Genomic DNA, 16,202 nt, shown 5'->3' on the forward strand with positions numbered 1-16,202 from the left:
AATCTCCTTAAAGCATGTATGTTTAGTTACGTAATGGTTTTCCTTTGACAAGCATGTGCTGCATTCTTTGCTGTGTCTTTGATTCACCCACAAGGCTTAGGAATGCTTCACGCTCTATGTCTAGTAAATATTGCTCATCTACCTCAGTACCGTATGGAACATTACCACCTGCTATAACCCATGCAAGCTTCTTCGCGATCTTAAGATCATGGTCTGAAATATAGCCGGAATATTTCATGGCTTGTGCACCTAAAAGCAAGGTGGCATAACCTGTTTCACCAACCACTGGTACCTTCTTACGTACTGGAGCTTTATAGCCTTGAGCCGATAATGCTAATACTGATTGTTTAGCGTCATGGATAAGGTGATCACCATTAAAACTTATTCCGTCTTCTTTCGTTAAGAAATTATTTATACGTGCTTCATCAGCTGATGTTGATACTTTCGCCATTGCGATTGTTTCGAATACTTTATTTGCAACATTTTGGAGATTAACTTCTACTCCTGTCGGCATTCCACCGAGATGGTTAATATAAAGCTCTTTATTACCACCTCCACCAGGGATAACTCCAACACCTACTTCAACTAACCCCATGTACGTTTCGCTTGAAGCTTGAACTTTCGATGCAGGTAAACAGATTTCTGCTCCTCCACCAAGAGTCATTCCAAATGGTGCTACCACCACCGGTTTTTCACTGTATTTGATATTCATCATCGCTTGTTGGAAATTGCGTACAACTAGGTCGATGTCATAGAAATTGTCATCCTGTGCTTCCATTAAAATCATTGCAAGGTTTGCACCGACACAGAAGTTCTTTGCTTGGTTTCCAATGACTAGGCCTTTGTAGTTTTTAGCCACTTCTTCAAGGGCGTAGTTGATCATTTGAATGATATCGAAACCGATTGCATTATTCGGTGATGTGAATTCTAACAATGCAACATCGTTGCCTATATCTATTAAACTAGCACCACTATTTTTTTTGATGACACCATTTGTTTCTTTTAATGTTTTAATATGAATGTTCTTCGGATTAACTTTACTAGCTTTATAATCCCCATTTTGATAATAAGAAACGAAGCCATTTTCATTTTTATAAAAGGAAGTATTCCCGTTTGCTAGCATTTCTTTTATCCATCCTGGTACTACAGAGCCTTCTGCTTCCATCTTCTTTACAGATTTTTCAAGACCGATTGCATCCCACATTTCAAATGGACCTAATTGCCAGCCAAAGCCCCACTTCATTGCTTCATCAATTGCGACAATATCGTCCGCAATTTCTCCTAGAAGATTAGCTGAATAGATGAGTGCTGGACTTGTAATATTCCATAAAAGCTTTCCAGCACGATCCTCTGCATATAAAAGAGTTTTGAGCTTATTTGCTGTGCCTTTTACTTGTTTAATAGATGCCGTTACTGGAGTTTGAAGCTTCTTGCGCTCTTCGTATTCAAGTGTTTCAGGGTTTAATTCAAGAATTTCCTTACCTTTTTTCCAGAAGAAGCCTTGGCCTGTTTTACTACCTAGCCATCCTTTTTCCTGCATTTTCTTCATGAAATCAGGAACATCAAAAACTTCTTTTTCTTCCCCTTCAACTTGCTCATAAACATTGTTTGCAACGTGAATAAATGTATCTAGTCCAACAACATCAAGGGTACGGAAGGTTGCACTCTTCGGTCGACCAATCATTGGACCTGTAACTGAGTCTACTTCACCGATGCTATACCCACCTTTCAGCATTTCACGAACGGTTACAAGCAATCCATATGTGCCAATTCGATTTGCGATGAAATTAGGTGTATCCTTCGCTTCAACGACACCTTTACCGAGTACGTCCTCACCAAAAATTTTCAAATAAGAAAGTACTTCTGGACTTGTGTGTTTTGTTGGAATCACTTCAAGTAACTTCAAATAACGTGGTGGGTTGAAGAAGTGGGTTCCTAAAAAGTGCTTTTGAAAATCCTCTGAACGTCCTTCAGCCATTGCTTCAACCGAAATACCAGATGTATTAGAGCTTACGATGCTACCTGGCTTTCTTACTTTGTCGATTTGGCTAAAAACCTTTTTCTTTACGTCAAGGTTTTCAACAACCACTTCAATAATCCAATCCACTTCTGCAAGCTTTGCTAAATCATCTTCAAAGTTTCCAGTTGTGATGAGAGCAATGTTTTCTTTAGAAGTTAATGGTGCAGGCTTTTGTTTTAACAACTTTTGGACAGCTGTATTACTTAAACGATTTCGGACTTCTTTATCCTCAAGTGTAAGCCCTTTCTTTTTTTCTACTTCTAAAAGTTCACGAGGAACAATATCTAATAGTAAGGTAGGTATTCCGATGTTTGCTAAATGTGCAGCAATACCTGAGCCCATAACCCCCGAACCAAGAACTGCAGCTCTTTTAATGCTTTGGATCATTCACAGTTTCCCCCTTTAATTCATTTTGAATGAACACTCATTCATTTTTTCTCCAAAAAAAATATCCCTTATTCTATTTCACCCCATGGAATTTTGAACTTCCTAAAGAATGAGTTCCTTTATATCTAAATATAAAACAATATTTAAATTTTCGCAATATATTCAAGAAACAATTTTTCTTTTTCTTTTTTATTCGCATTTAAAAAGCGGAATCAGGTGATTCTATGAAATGGAGGTGACAATCCAAATGGCTAAAGTTGATAAAAACCCATCTAAACGCGCCGTTAGTGCAGCTAGTGTAAAAGGAAATGCTGGGCCTGATTCCAGAGAAAAATTTGGGAAAACCCAATCCACAAACCAACAATACGGTGCGCATAATACGGGTGGAGAAGAATAATTAGAATTGTAGATCTCGATGAAGGGGATTGCAGTGGGAAATCCCGAATCAATTCCCCTTCATAACCTTGATGAAGAGGATTATGCTGGGGTATCCCAGGCCAACTCCCCTTCATTACCTCGATGAAAAGGATTATGCTGGGGTATCCCGGGCCAATTCCTCTTCATAACCTCGATGAAGAGGGGTATGCTGTGATATCCATGGCCAATTCCCCTTCATATACCGGATGAAGAGGGTTATGCTGCTGATATCCATGGCCAATTCCCCTTCATATACCGGATGAAGAGGATTCAGGGGGAATATCCCAGATCAAATCCTCTTCATAACCTTGATAAAGAGGATTTCGGTGTAAGATCTCAGACCCGATTCCCTTCATAAACACGATGAAGAGGATTTTCTATACAAAACTAATGCAGAATACCCTTCAAACATAAAATAAGTTTACTTGCAAGCCAAAACAAAAAACAGCGCGAGAAAAACATTTTGTTTCCCTCGCACTGCTTCCATTTTTCAAACAACCTACTTCCCAAACACACCTTTCAAAACGAAAGCTACGTTTGCTGGACGTTCTGCAAGACGTCTCATGAAATAACCATACCAGTCGGTTCCATACGGTACATACACGCGCATGGTATAGCCTTCTTTTACGAGTTCCTCATGTCGTTCTGTCCGAATCCCATAAAGCATTTGGAACTCAAATTCGTCATGGCTGATATTGTGCTCCTTCACTAATTCCTTCGTATATTGAATCATCGCCTCATCATGTGAAGCAACTGCTGTATAGTTTCCATTTAACAGATGCATTTTTATGATTTTCTTAAAGTTCTCATCGACATCCTTCTTCTCTGGGAATGCTACTTCAGGAGATTCCTTATAGGCACCCTTAACTAGGCGAAGATTTGGATTATACTCATTTAATTCCTCAATATCTTTTACAGTACGATACAAATATGCTTGAATAACTGTTCCCACATTGTCATAGTCTTTTCGAAGCTCTTTAAAGATCTCAATTGTCTTCTTACATCTTGTGTAATCCTCCATGTCGATGGTAACGAAGACATCGTTTTCTTTTGCAGCATCAAGAATTCTGCGCATATTATTCATCACAACTTCATCTGAAATGTCCAAACCCATTGAGGTCATTTTCAAAGAAAGCTGTGCATTTAATTCCTCTCGACCAATTGCTTTTATTGCATCGATTGAGCCATCAGCCATCAGATTTGCTTCTTCTACACTGTCGACAAATTCACCAAGATAATCAATGGTGACCGCAAGACCTTTCGCATTAAGCTCTTGAATTTTTTTTACGGCTAAATCGATTGTTTCCCCAGCGACAAATCTTGCTGCACCAAAGCGTAAGCCATATTTTCTCGCAATTTTTGTAAACGCTTTATTCTTAGATAAAAATAAAAAGAAATTTCGTAAAACTTGTTCCATTCCAAGCTCCTCCTCGAAAGGTACTCTAGTTGCAATTCTATTAATCTCTTAATTTCAAATATAGTTTATCACGTTTATTTTGCTTTGAATATACACCTAAAAAAGTTTTTCGAAACGCTTTCATTAAGTATTGTATGCATTGCATACAAAAACGTTTAATTGGAAACCTAATATTGAAAAAATGGATAAGGAGGCTTCAATATGCAACAACAGCAATCACAACAGCAGCAACCTTTGTATACTCCAAAGGGACCACAAATGTCAGAAGCACCAGCGGTTATTACATCAAAGGATCTGTTGTATTTAACCGATATGATGTCATGGAATCTATTGGCATTAAAAAAGGCACATTTCTTTGCGGGTCAATGTCAGATTCCTGAAATCTCACAAGCGCTAGAAAAAGCATGCCAAATGCACGAGCGTCACTATCGCCAAATTTTAAATCATATGCAAAAGCATACAGGTCAACCGCCACAGCAACCAAGTCAAAACCAAATCCAAAGCCAGCAAATGCAATAAGGGGGCTACATAAATGAATCAACAAATGAACCAGCAAATGAATCAAAATCAAAACCAAGTGAAAAATCCAAAAACAACTGTTCCAAAAACGCCACAAATGAACGATCGCGATTTTATCAACGACATGTTAGCAACAGAAAAATACATGACATCAGCATACAGCACAGCTTTACATGAGATGAGTCATGACGGATTATATGAGGATATCCGATCCATTTTTAATGAAACACAGGATTGTCAAAGGGAACTCTATAATCTCATGTTTAAAAATGGATGGTATAAGCTTGAGGAAGAAGAAACACAAAAGGTTCAACAAAAGCTACAACAGTTTTATAACTATACAACTACACAATTTCCAAACCACAATACCGTCCAATAATTAGATATGTGCAAGGCACCCGCCTATCTGCGACAAGCATAAGACAAGCGCTGACAGAAGGTGCATTTGACCTTCCGAAGACTAGAGCCGATTGCGCGTGAACTAGAAATAAAAAAAGAGATGAAGCCCTCAAAAGGTGCCTCATCTCTTACTTATTTCTTGAACGATGTTCTTCATTTAATTTTTTGATGTCTGCAATGATTTCCTTGATACCTTCTTTTGCATCAGGATACGTTTCGTTCCAGTGCTTTGCAAGTGGTGGCATTGATTTTGAAATATGCATATAGAGCGACCAAAGCTTTACCTTTTCCATTAATTCAGGTGAACTTTCACCAAGTAAAAGCTCTGTGTACTTTTCTAGCAATCCATCAACTTGTTCCTCTATTTTTTGATTCATCTTATTTATCTCCTATTTTACAATTTAGCGGACAGGTTTTACAACGGTCTTCGGTACTTGTTGACTTATAGTAGAGACAGCAAGTTTTCCTAGTTCGGATGTTTTGTTCATATTCTGGGCGAAATACCTTTACACCGAAATAACGTGATAACGGGTTGAATGCAATTGGCCCGAATAATTCTCCTTCTGCTTTCTTCACGAGATACTCAAAGTCTTCCTGGATGATCTTTCGTTTATCATCAAACTCATGTTTTGCCAACACAGATTCATAGAGCCAATACACATAAATCGCAACATTTTCCCAAAGAACCTTTTTCGATAACCCTGAATGTTTTGTAAGAGTCATCATAACTTCATGGATATGATCATGAAAAATAGCACGAACGGTTTCATCTCGCCATTTATCTCGAGAATCGGAAGGTGCTGACACGGTCTGAAGGTCAGAAAAATAGAACTTCGGATTCCAATACCAAAGTTTCTCTCCTTCACTTGTTTCTAATGATATGTTGGACAATGATACATTTAATCGTTTGTTTAAGACCGTCATTGCATACAAATTAAGGACGGCGAAAAATCCATAACGCTTCATAAACATCGACGCCGCTACACGTTTATCTGGTGCAGAAATCTTTTGTCCGACATTTTCTAAATACTGTTTTATTTTTTCCTCATTAAAAAGCTCTATCATCGGACTAGATAGACTTGATTGGAATCGCCTGTCACTAAAACGGAATTCCTTTAATTGTTCGATTTCCGTTTCCAAAAGGAGGTTTGACATCTTTATACTCCTCTCTTAATCAAATGCGCCTTAGCGTATTTACTGCCCGATTTTATTCGAGCTTGTCTCGAAAAATTTCCTTTAAAAAATCGTGGCATTCGCCGGAGGCTTAAACTTTATTCAGCTACTGCTGAACAAAGTTTAGTATACGTCTTCCCTTGCCATGTGGAATGCATAAAGGTGTTCCGAACAACGGATCAACTGTAACTTCACAATTCATCCCAAACACGTCTTTTACAAGGCTCCCATTAACGACAAATTCAGGTTTCCCCTGTCCGTAAATTTGTTTGTCCTTTATCGCTACAATATGATGGGCATAGCGACAAGCTAAATTTAAATCATGTAAAACCATAATGATGGTTCGTTCTTCAGATTCATTCAATTCAAATAAAAGGTCAAGAATCTCGATTTGATGTGTCATATCAAGATAGGTGGTTGGTTCATCGAGTAATATAATATCGGTTTGCTGCGCAAGTGTCATCGCAATCCAAGCACGTTGGCGTTGACCGCCTGAGAGAGAATCGACGGTCCGCTCAGCAAAATCTGTCATATTGGTAGCCTCTAGTGCATGTTTCACCATATTCTCGTCTTCTTCAGTCCATTGCTTGAGCCAGTTTTGGTAAGGGTAACGGCCTTGTTTGACTAACTGGAGGACAGTCAAGCCTTCAGGAGCAGTTGGTCCTTGCGGAAGAATAGCAAGCTTTCTCGCTACTTCTTTTGTTGGAAGTTTCGCGATCATCTCTCCTTCTAGGAGAATGGCTCCTTGTTTTGGCTTTAGAAGTCTTGCTAAAGAACGTAGCAAGGTTGATTTTCCACATCCATTACCACCGATAAAAACAGTAATTTCACCTTTTGGAATTTCAAGATGTAAGTCTTCGATGATAATAGAGTCACCGTACGATAAAGTTAATTTTTCTGTTTCCAATGCATTCATCAAGTACGCCCCCTTACAAATATTTCAAATCCGTTGTCGAAGAAGTGGACCATATCTAGCTATTCCTACTCTTGTAGAGCAAATAGATAAAATAAGGTGCTCCTATTGCAGCGGTAAAAACACCAGCTGGAACTTCCGTTGGAGAAAATACGGTTCTGCCAATTAAATCAGCTAGCATCACAAGGATTCCCCCTAAAAGGGCTGCAGTTGGTAGCAATGCGCCAAAGGCTGAACCAACCAATCTCCGTGCCATATGTGGTGCCATCAATCCAACAAAACCTATCCCTCCAGCAAAAGCAACCGCACTACCTGTTAACGCTGTACTAGCAAGTAATAATAGAAATCTTTGTTTCTGTACGGAACTTCCTACTCCAGTTGCAAGCTCTTCTCCTAGCTCCTGAATGTTTAAGTTTCGAGCGAGCATAAAGCATATGATCAATAAAAGAATGACAACAGGACTTAGGATATGTACATTTGCCCATGTTGAGCCATTTACAGTCCCTGTAATCCAAATGTTCGCCTGACTTGCTTGATAAATCGGTCCCATTATCATAAATGTTGTGGTCAATGCTTGTGTGAGGGCAGAAACTCCGATTCCTATTAATACAAGTCGAATAGGTGAAACTCCATTTTTCCAAGCTAATACATACACTAAAAAAGCGACAACAGTTGCACCAATAAATGCAGCAGCTGGCATCCATTTTATACTTACGGTTAAGGCATTACTTGAATTTGAGAAGAACGCTAAAAAGGCAACAACCGCGACAGATGCACCACCTGTAATCCCTAAAATATCTGGTGAGGCAAGTGGATTTCGAATAATACCTTGTAGAATACTACCTGCAGCTGCAAGCGCCATCCCTACTAAAAAGGCAATGATTATTCGTGGTAAACGAAACGATGTGACGACCAATTGCTCCATTCGCGTACCATATCCAAATAATGTTTTTACAACCGTAATAGGGTCGATCTTCATTTCTCCAAGCCCCGTACTTATTAAAAACAGGGCAAGTGCCACTGCTATTAAAATAAAAAATGTGACAAGTGCTTTATTATCAATTAAAAAGGAGACATCACCTTTTTTCCCAATACGAAAAGCTCTATATTTATTCATGCTTTACGAAACCCCTTTCTCGCCACATAAATAAAGAAAGGTGTTCCAATTAACGCAGTCATAACACCTACTGGTACTTCTTCTGGCATGACTATAAATCGGGCTGAGATATCGGCTAAGAGAAGTAAAACACCACCAAGAATCCCGCTAAATGGAAGTATCCAGCGATGGTCAACGCCGACTAAAGCTCGTGCAAGGTGGGGAATGACAATGCCGATAAACCCGATTGGCCCTGCCACCGCAACTGCTCCCCCGGCTAAAAGTATAATTGTAATGGCTGTAAGGAGCTTTACTGTGCCTGTTCGTTGCCCAAGTCCTTTGGCTACATCTTCACCCATTGTAAGGATATTAATTTTATTTGCTAATAGAAGTGATGCGACCCATGCAACCCCCAGATATGGAAGAACACTCGTAAGCATTTCAAGCTTCCTACCTTGAATCGAGCCTGCAAGCCAGAATAATACCTGGTCTAGCGCCATCTCATCGATGACGAGCAGGCCTTGTGTAAAGGAAGAAAACATGGCTGCCATTGCCGCACCAGCTAGAGTTAACTTCATTGGGGTGAGACCTTCCCGACCAAGTGATCCGATGAAATAAACGATGAATGCTGCAACTGCTGCTCCTAAAAAAGCAACCCAGGTAAAGGCTTGTAAGGAATTAATTGAGAAAATTGAAACTGCTGCTACAATAAAAAATCCCGCTCCTGCATTGATACCAAATATACCTGGTGATGCTAATGGATTCTTCGTTAAAGCTTGCATAAGGGCTCCTGCTATTCCCAAACTTGCTCCAACGGCTGCAGCAATGAGTGCGCGCGGTAATCGAATGGTTTCAATAATAATATGCTCGTTTGAGCCATTATAAGCTGTAAATGTTTCGAAGGCCATTTTCCAAGATGTATCAGTATATCCATAAACAATGCTTGCACATATCGATAAAAGTAAGACTAAAATTCCGATAATAAGCCCTGCAAATTTAGTTTGATTTGATTTCAAAACCATTAGATTAAATACCCCTCAATAATTAGAAAGAAATGTATGACTTTGGATAAACATGTTTATGTTAATATTAGGTGTTTTTTGTTTTGCTATTCATTTTCTCTATCTTCTTATTGCCTTATAGAAAGTTGACTAAAATTAGTAATTTAGTTCTCTTTTAGTCTATTGGAAATGAGAATGATTGTCAATGAGATGAAAATCATTCTCATTTTTATATTGACTAAAGATTCAAATCACTATATTATCTAAAGTAAATGAAAATCATTATCAATTAACAGGAGGTAATTTAATGAACTTTAGAAAGAAAGCTTATCTCGGACTTCTTACACTATCTGTTTTTTTACTTGTATTGACTGCTTGTGGAGCCGCAGATAATACCGACAAAGGCAATAACGCAGCAAATACTGAAGGAGAAAATACATATACCGTTGAACATGCAATGGGATCAACAAAAATCAATAAAGAACCAAAACGAATTGTCATTTTAACCAATGAAGGAACTGAGGCTTTGTTAGCAATGGGGGTTAAGCCTGTTGGGGCGGTTCGCTCTTGGATTGGCCATCCTTGGTACGCGCATATCGAGGACCAAATGGAGGGTGTTGAGGTTGTAGGTGAAGAAAGTAATGTTAACATTGAAGCCATTGCTGCACTTGAGCCTGATTTAATCATCGGTAATAAAATGCGTCAAGAAAAGATTTACGAGCAATTAAAAGCGATTGCACCTACTGTATTTGCAGAGGATTTACGTGGTGATTGGCAAAAAAACTTTACCCTATATTCAAAAGCCATTAATAAAGAAGAAGAAGGTAAAAAGGTTCTTGCTGAGTTTGAAGACCATTTAAATACAGTAAAAGAGAAAATAAATACCGATAATACAGTTTCTGTTGTCCGTTTTATGGAAGGCAGAACTCGGATTTATTATACAGATACCTTTTCTGGTGTTATTTTTGATAAATTAGGCTTAAAGCGTCCAGAACAACAGGTGGAATTATTTGCCCAAGACAAAAATGATCAATTTGTACGCGAAGTAGACCAAGAGAAAATTCCATTAATGGATGGTGACGTTATTTTCTATTTCACATATGAAACAGGGAATGGTGAGGCAACAAAGGTGGAGGAAGAATGGATTAACAATCCGTTGTGGAAAGGGCTAAGTGCGGTGAAGGAAGGAAATGTCCACAAAGTAAGTGACCCTATTTGGAACACTGCAGGTGGCGTCCTAGCAGCAAACCTTATGCTTGATGATATAGAAAAGTACTTGGCTAAGTAAGAGAAATAAGCTCCCACAGCTATTAGTGGGAGCTTTTGTTTTAGTTTGCCCGTAGCTTTTCTAAAATCAGCTGAGCCTCATATCCATCCTTAAATGTATATAGGTGACTTTCCTTACCTTTAATCGCAGCAACGAGATGATCAATGAGTGTTGAGGTCTCTTCCTTTTCAACTTCAATTGACTCAATATCCTCACCTAGCTTACCACCTTCGAGTTTACCCCAATCTACTAATGAAAGGGTTCCATCTGTACCATAAGCCGTATAGGAAATTCGCTCTGTTCCAGCAATCTGACTTATACCATTAATTAAAAATGGTGTTCCATCTGCTAATTCTAAAGAAGCAATAACTCCCGTTTCACATTTAATAGGATCCTCAGGGAGCTCCAACCGGCTATTTAAATGCGTAATGGAACCAAAGATACGTTGGGTTAATTGAATAAAATGAATCCCTACCTCCAACACAAATCCACCTTGTTCACGACCAGCCACCCAATCATTTTGCTGCCATAGTCGTGGCCAATTAGGGAAAATCATGGAAAGTTCAAGTTTACGTAATTTTCCTATGTATCCTTCTTTAATCATCCGATCAAAGGTATTTGCAGGGCTACTATAGTTGAGTGGGAAATTCATAGCATGGATAATTCCCGCTTGTTCTGCTTTTTCGAACATTTCCTTCGCCTCTTCAACCGAATTCGCCAGGGGTTTTTCACATAACACATGAATCCCTTTTTCAATGACATCCATTGTTACCGCATGATGATATTTTGGTGGTACGGCTACATAGACTAGGTCCAATTCCTCTTTTGCCAGCAAATCCTTGTGGTTATCATACCAATTGATTCCACCAAGCTTTTCTGCCATTTTTTCAGCACGCTCTTTGTCCGTATCGACAACTGCTTGCACTGTCGTATTTTTATTTGCATTAAAGCCTTGGATGAGCCTTTCCCCTATGGCACCAAGACCGATTACTCCTACTCTTACATGTTCCATCTTATCTCTCCTCCCCATTTCCCATTATAATTCCGCTATTTGAAATCGTCCATCACGACCTCAGTGAACCTCTCCAACTAATTGCCGAGCAATTTGATGGAGCATCCCTTCAAAAATGAAAGGATATTTCCTGATTCTTTGACCGTTGCCTTCCTCTTACGAGGGAGGACTTACATAATCTCCACAGGCTTAGATTATACTGTTCGGGCAGGACCTCGACCTACAGTTTTATATAAATTATGCTACATTATATTTGATTTGAGCTAATCCGGTAGATTCAATATTTATCGCCGCATTATGATCTCGATCTAACACAAGACCACATTTAGGACATACATGAGTTCTTACAGATAAAGATTTTTTAACCACATTTTCGCAACCAGAACAATTTTGACTCGTATATTGTGGCTTCACCTTTACCAGCAAACCGCCATTCCTTTCACACTTATAAGAGAGAAATGAACGAAACATTCCCCATCCTGCATCGTGAATCGATTTCGATAAGTGACGGTTTTTAATCATATTCTTTATTTTTAAGTCCTCCACACACACTATACCGTAGGTGTTACTGATGTTATAACTTTGCTTGTGTAAAAAGTCCTTACGCTGATTAGCAACCTTTGAGTGAACCTTATTTACCTTTGCACATTGTTTTTTCCAATTCGAAGAACCTTTCTTCTTATTCGAAAGTTTACGTTGAGCTCTTTTTAATTGTTTTTCTTTTTTACGAAGAAAACTAGGGTTTTCAATCTCCGTACCATCAGATAGAACAGCAAATTTTTTGATACCGAGATCAATGCCAGTGGTTTTTAGTGCACCAGAAAGAACCGTTTGATTTACGTGTCTTTCGACACTAAAAATCGCAAACCAACGGTTTCCCTGTCGTTTTATGATGACCTGTTTTACTTTTCCATCTAACTTTCGGTGAAAATTTATATCAATTAACCCTAGATTAGAAATTTGTAGTTTTCCACCTTTACCTAAAGAGGCAGCTCTACGTACTAGTTGTCGTTTTACTTTGCCTGTCTTCGGATTCTTACTAGCCTGTCTAGCCATCCCAAATTGAGTAAAAGTAATAGAATTATAGTCTTTGTGTTTCTTTAGTTTCGGGTATTTCGCTTCTTTACGAAAGAACTTCTCAAATGCCTTTTCAAGACGAAAAAACACTTCCTGTAGTGGTTGAGAAGGAACTTCTTTAAGTAACGGAGTTACTTTTTTATCAAGAGTTTGTTGCTTTTGCATATCGGGGCGTTTGTAATTACGGTTTTCTTTTTTATAGATGCGTTGTTTATCCAGAAGTGCAGAGTTATATTGCATACGACAAATAGAGATCCATCTCTCGAATGTCACCTTTTGGTCTTCAGTTGGATAGATTTCAAATTTATAGTTTAATAGCAATTTCTTCGCCCTCCTTGACTAAATTATACCAATTTCGGCACGAAAAAACAAACAAATGTTCTTGTTTATTCTTAAGAAGAGCGATTCATCCCCACTAAATCGAAGATTTTGAAGGGGAATTCTCGCTAATTTTTGTTAAAAATAGCCCCTCAAGGAAAATGGGGCTTACGTTTTATAAAAATGATTTTATATCATATACATGTCCATTGATTAATTCTTGATTAATGATTAGGTCTAAGATTACTCCCGCAACAAAATCAGGCGATCTTAGCATACCCTTCTCATTGAATTCAATGAATTGCTCAACCTCAGTGAAATCCTCTTTCTTTGTTTTTCTGATAACCTCTTGCATTTCCGTATCCATGACACCAGGTGAAAATGAAATCATGGTTACTGGATGCTCAGCTGTGTCCTGCTCAAAACCAACTGATTCTGTAAACATATCAATGCCTGCTTTAGACGAAGAGTATGCAGTCCAGCCGTGTCTAGGACGATTTGCAGCCCCTGAAGAGATATTCACAATCACTTTTTTAGTATCAAACGTTGCGGTATGGCGAATGAAATATGAACTTAGAACGATAGGCGCCAATAAATTAACATGAATATTCTCGGTTAGTTCTTTAGGACTTGCCTTTCCAATCGGCTTGATTGGATCAATCATTCCTGCATTGTTCACTAAGTAAATTCCTTCTGCATTTGAAAAGTCTATGGATGAGAAAATTCGTTCCATCACCTTTTCAATTTCTTCTGTCTTTTGGAGATCACAAGAAAAATAATAAAGATTTATTCCTTTTTCAAACGCTAATTCTTTTAATTCATTATTTTGCTTTCTTGAGATACAGAATAAAGTGTGATTCTTGTCCAAAATTTGTTTTACAATAGATTCTCCTAGTCCCCTAGATGTTCCAGTAATAATAAAATATTTCAAAGAAGACACTCCTACCCGACTTTTATCTTTCCTACTACATATAAAAGTATATCATACCCCTTACAATAAATACGTATTTCGTTATTCAATAATACCCGTCTCAGTTAGAATAACATCTGCATGAACCTCAATTTTTATATTAGGGTAATCAAGTTGCCACTTTCCAAAATCTACACCTCGAGTTGAATGTCGGGCCATATACCCAATTCCAACTGGATCAATATTTTTTCCCTGAAAATCCTTTAACATATCTTCGGATTTATTTTTTATTGTAGTCTCCATCTCACTTACTATCTTGTGAATAAGCTTCGAAGTGGTTTTTTGCCCGGAAAACTCACTTAAAATCCCTTCAAACTTAACCGTAATGTTTACCTTTGGATTCCCATGTACTTCCTCGACCTTTATTTTGCGTTTTGTTTTGATGCGCTTGATTGAAGCATATTCATCGGTACCATTTATTCGTATTGTGTAAGATCCTTCACCATAATTTTGCACCAATGCCTTAAAAAAGAATAAATCTTCTTCGTTAATTTGTGATATCATTGTCCCATCTTGAAACAATCCAAGCCCCGTAACCTCCATTTTATCACCGAGCAATTTTAAAATTGGCAAATAGGGATCCATCCCTTCCATATAATGTCTGTACATAAAGGTATGAAGATCAGACTTTGGAAGATCTTGTTTTTCGATATTATGTTCTAAAATGGTGGCAATGTATTCTCCTGTACCCCTGTTTCCTAATGTTTTTTCTAATACGTCCTTTGTCTTTCCCTCGACAATGCCTAAATAAACTTTTGATCCCACACTTGCATCTCTCTGTAGGGCATCAATATACCGTAAGATCCCGTCTTTGGCGAGCTCATTCTCGTACAGTGCTGCGCGTATCCCACCAGTCACTAATGGATCTGCTGATTTTTTTTGTAAAACATTAATGATTTCTTTTGCTAACACCGATTCACCTGTAAAACTTGCATTATCGATACTCTTATCCGCATTAAAAACGGGAATGACAGCAATTCCTTTAATATTCTGACCTTTAGCTCGATCAAACCCAACAGCTGACACTACATTAACTTCATCGATAATTTCCTGCCCTACTTTACCATAAATGACAGTTACAATTACAATGACAACTATAGAAATTACTGTTAGAATCTTTTTCATTTTTTCTCCCTCAGTTTACGATTAACTAGTGTGATCACAAAGAGAATCGGAATATAAACAAAAACAGCATACAATCCAAACTTTGACGTGTAATTGTTAAGGATATCTATTTGAGGACGTGTTTTAAAGAGGGTGGTTGCAACCAAAACCACCGGTAAAATAAAAAGTAACACTTTTCGTTGTTGAACCGAAAACACTTTTTTAAGGCCTCGGCTTGCTCCCCAGAGAGGAATACAAATATTCGGAAGAATCACAAGAAACCATGATGCTATTCCTACATATTCAAAGCGTTCCACAAAAGGCATAATTACAACTTTAAACATCGAGAGAGTTGCCCAGATTTTTTTATCAAGTTGGTCAGCACTAAAAAACATGGTTGCTGTTATGGCAGCAATTAAATAGAGCATTGTAGTTGCTAAAACCCCAAGATGGGCCCATTTTTGGGACTTTTCTGGATTTTTAATAAATGGATAATAAAGCAAAAGAGTTTCAAATCCAATAACACTCAGGGTCATATCCTTCGACGCCTTTGCAATATCTAAAAATGAATGATTCATGATTGGCCACAAATTTCGGACATGTGCATAGTCCAAAGGATAAAATACGACTAGAATTATATAAAATGGTAAGACAACACTGAAAAAACTAATCCCCGTTACTGTCCTAAAACCACCTAGGATAATATAGTACGCGAGAACCAATGTAAAAAAACCAAACACCCAGACACTAAACTCGGGAAACATCCATACCTGAATAACCTCGATATAGGTACGTAAAACAGTTACTGACATTGTCATAAAGTAGACAATAAGAAATAGACTAAGAAATCCTCCAATCCACTTTCCAAAGACCTCTTTATGAACGTCGATAATGTCCCCCTTTGAATGATTTAAAATTTTATACATTATCCATACAATGATGTGCACCATTAAACCAGCAAGGATTACCGAAATCCAACTGTCATAGCCAGCTGATTTTGCAATGATTCGTTGGAAACCAAGCATTCCTACCCCAACCTGCATGGAATGAACTAAGAAAAAAACAAAAAAGGGAGAAACTAAAGATGCCTCTCTAATCCTTTCCATAGCTGC

General features: G+C 38.1%; 16 protein-coding genes. 4 read left to right on the forward strand and 12 right to left on the reverse strand.

Annotation, left to right across the window (positions count from 1 at the left end; all coding sequences use genetic code 11):
* Positions 1-22: 22 nt before the first annotated feature.
* The gene (locus V7097_RS13075) at positions 23-2,407 is read right to left on the reverse strand and encodes a 3-hydroxyacyl-CoA dehydrogenase/enoyl-CoA hydratase family protein (protein ID WP_335704061.1); all 2,385 of its coding nucleotides are present in this window, start codon (positions 2,405-2,407) and stop codon (positions 23-25) included.
* Positions 2,408-2,654: 247 nt separating this feature from the next.
* On the opposite strand from V7097_RS13075, the gene V7097_RS13080 reads away from it, so the two are divergent.
* The gene (locus tag V7097_RS13080; RefSeq protein ID WP_335704166.1) at positions 2,655-2,804 is read left to right on the forward strand and encodes a YuzL family protein; all 150 of its coding nucleotides are present in this window, start codon (positions 2,655-2,657) and stop codon (positions 2,802-2,804) included.
* A 519-nt stretch (positions 2,805-3,323) separates the two neighbouring features.
* On the opposite strand, the gene V7097_RS13085 is transcribed toward V7097_RS13080, so the two are convergent.
* Positions 3,324-4,241: a proline dehydrogenase gene (locus tag V7097_RS13085; protein ID WP_335704062.1), complete on the reverse strand. Its 918-nt coding sequence runs from the start codon at positions 4,239-4,241 to the stop codon at positions 3,324-3,326.
* 201 nt (positions 4,242-4,442) lie between these two features.
* Here V7097_RS13085 and V7097_RS13090 point away from each other — a divergent pair, with 201 nt between their 5' ends.
* Entirely contained in the window at positions 4,443-4,760 is a 318-nt protein-coding gene (locus V7097_RS13090) for a hypothetical protein (protein ID WP_335704063.1), read from the forward strand.
* A 13-nt stretch (positions 4,761-4,773) separates the two neighbouring features.
* Entirely contained in the window at positions 4,774-5,139 is a 366-nt protein-coding gene (locus V7097_RS13095) for a spore coat protein (protein WP_335704064.1), read from the forward strand.
* A gap of 148 nt (positions 5,140-5,287) precedes the next feature.
* Here the strand turns inward: V7097_RS13095 and V7097_RS13100 are convergent, their stop codons facing one another.
* The 5 genes from V7097_RS13100 to V7097_RS13120 all read right to left on the reverse strand — a co-directional run bounded on the left by V7097_RS13100 (position 5,288) and on the right by V7097_RS13120 (position 9,363).
* A complete protein-coding gene (locus tag V7097_RS13100) occupies positions 5,288-5,536 on the reverse strand; it encodes a YusU family protein (protein ID WP_335704065.1) in 249 nt (82 codons plus the stop codon).
* A 1-nt stretch (position 5,537) separates the two neighbouring features.
* Entirely contained in the window at positions 5,538-6,314 is a 777-nt protein-coding gene (locus tag V7097_RS13105) for an IucA/IucC family C-terminal-domain containing protein (RefSeq protein WP_335704066.1), read from the reverse strand.
* A gap of 124 nt (positions 6,315-6,438) precedes the next feature.
* Positions 6,439-7,248, reverse strand: coding sequence for an ABC transporter ATP-binding protein (locus V7097_RS13110; protein ID WP_335704067.1), 810 nt, complete (start codon positions 7,246-7,248; stop codon positions 6,439-6,441).
* Between the two features lie 55 nt (positions 7,249-7,303).
* The gene (locus tag V7097_RS13115) at positions 7,304-8,362 is read right to left on the reverse strand and encodes a FecCD family ABC transporter permease (RefSeq protein ID WP_335704068.1); all 1,059 of its coding nucleotides are present in this window, start codon (positions 8,360-8,362) and stop codon (positions 7,304-7,306) included.
* Positions 8,359-9,363, reverse strand: a complete 1,005-nt coding sequence (locus V7097_RS13120; protein ID WP_335704069.1) for a FecCD family ABC transporter permease — start codon at positions 9,361-9,363, stop codon at positions 8,359-8,361. The genes V7097_RS13115 and V7097_RS13120 overlap by 4 nt, the downstream gene beginning before the upstream one ends.
* A 286-nt stretch (positions 9,364-9,649) precedes the next feature.
* Between V7097_RS13120 and V7097_RS13125 the strand changes: the two genes are divergently transcribed.
* Positions 9,650-10,630, forward strand: a complete 981-nt coding sequence (locus tag V7097_RS13125; protein WP_335704070.1) for an ABC transporter substrate-binding protein — start codon at positions 9,650-9,652, stop codon at positions 10,628-10,630.
* 40 nt (positions 10,631-10,670) lie between these two features.
* Here the strand turns inward: V7097_RS13125 and V7097_RS13130 are convergent, their stop codons facing one another.
* The 5 genes from V7097_RS13130 to V7097_RS13150 form a co-directional block, all read right to left on the reverse strand.
* Positions 10,671-11,621 carry a Gfo/Idh/MocA family protein gene (locus V7097_RS13130; RefSeq protein ID WP_335704071.1) on the reverse strand — a complete coding sequence of 317 codons (951 nt, stop codon included), beginning with the start codon at positions 11,619-11,621 and terminating at the stop codon, positions 10,671-10,673.
* 237 nt (positions 11,622-11,858) lie between these two features.
* Positions 11,859-13,019, reverse strand: a complete 1,161-nt coding sequence (locus V7097_RS13135; RefSeq protein ID WP_335704072.1) for an RNA-guided endonuclease InsQ/TnpB family protein — start codon at positions 13,017-13,019, stop codon at positions 11,859-11,861.
* A 172-nt stretch (positions 13,020-13,191) separates the two neighbouring features.
* Positions 13,192-13,947, reverse strand: coding sequence for a (S)-benzoin forming benzil reductase (locus tag V7097_RS13140; RefSeq protein ID WP_335704073.1), 756 nt, complete (start codon positions 13,945-13,947; stop codon positions 13,192-13,194).
* A gap of 81 nt (positions 13,948-14,028) precedes the next feature.
* Positions 14,029-15,111, reverse strand: coding sequence for a Ger(x)C family spore germination protein (locus tag V7097_RS13145; protein WP_335704074.1), 1,083 nt, complete (start codon positions 15,109-15,111; stop codon positions 14,029-14,031).
* A complete protein-coding gene (locus tag V7097_RS13150; protein ID WP_335704075.1) occupies positions 15,108-16,196 on the reverse strand; it encodes a spore germination protein in 1,089 nt (362 codons plus the stop codon). The genes V7097_RS13145 and V7097_RS13150 overlap by 4 nt, the downstream gene beginning before the upstream one ends.
* Between the last annotated feature and the right edge of the window lie 6 nt (positions 16,197-16,202).

Origin of the sequence: Bacillus sp. JJ1562 (genome assembly GCF_036962705.1) — a bacterium.
GTDB lineage: Bacteria > Bacillota > Bacilli > Bacillales > Bacillaceae_L > Ferdinandcohnia.

Coding starts and splice junctions, on each gene's coding strand:
- V7097_RS13090 (WP_335704063.1), top strand. CDS start 4,443: ATGCAACAACAGCAATCACAACAGCAGCAACCTTTGTATACTCCAAAG.
- V7097_RS13120 (WP_335704069.1), bottom strand. CDS start 9,363: ATGGTTTTGAAATCAAATCAAACTAAATTTGCAGGGCTTATTATCGGA.
- V7097_RS13085 (WP_335704062.1), bottom strand. CDS start 4,241: ATGGAACAAGTTTTACGAAATTTCTTTTTATTTTTATCTAAGAATAAA.
- V7097_RS13130 (WP_335704071.1), bottom strand. CDS start 11,621: ATGGAACATGTAAGAGTAGGAGTAATCGGTCTTGGTGCCATAGGGGAA.
- V7097_RS13125 (WP_335704070.1), top strand. CDS start 9,650: ATGAACTTTAGAAAGAAAGCTTATCTCGGACTTCTTACACTATCTGTT.
- V7097_RS13095 (WP_335704064.1), top strand. CDS start 4,774: ATGAATCAACAAATGAACCAGCAAATGAATCAAAATCAAAACCAAGTG.
- V7097_RS13105 (WP_335704066.1), bottom strand. CDS start 6,314: ATGTCAAACCTCCTTTTGGAAACGGAAATCGAACAATTAAAGGAATTC.
- V7097_RS13110 (WP_335704067.1), bottom strand. CDS start 7,248: ATGAATGCATTGGAAACAGAAAAATTAACTTTATCGTACGGTGACTCT.
- V7097_RS13150 (WP_335704075.1), bottom strand. CDS start 16,196: ATGGAAAGGATTAGAGAGGCATCTTTAGTTTCTCCCTTTTTTGTTTTT.
- V7097_RS13115 (WP_335704068.1), bottom strand. CDS start 8,362: ATGAATAAATATAGAGCTTTTCGTATTGGGAAAAAAGGTGATGTCTCC.
- V7097_RS13075 (WP_335704061.1), bottom strand. CDS start 2,407: ATGATCCAAAGCATTAAAAGAGCTGCAGTTCTTGGTTCGGGGGTTATG.
- V7097_RS13080 (WP_335704166.1), top strand. CDS start 2,655: ATGGCTAAAGTTGATAAAAACCCATCTAAACGCGCCGTTAGTGCAGCT.
- V7097_RS13100 (WP_335704065.1), bottom strand. CDS start 5,536: ATGAATCAAAAAATAGAGGAACAAGTTGATGGATTGCTAGAAAAGTAC.
- V7097_RS13145 (WP_335704074.1), bottom strand. CDS start 15,111: ATGAAAAAGATTCTAACAGTAATTTCTATAGTTGTCATTGTAATTGTA.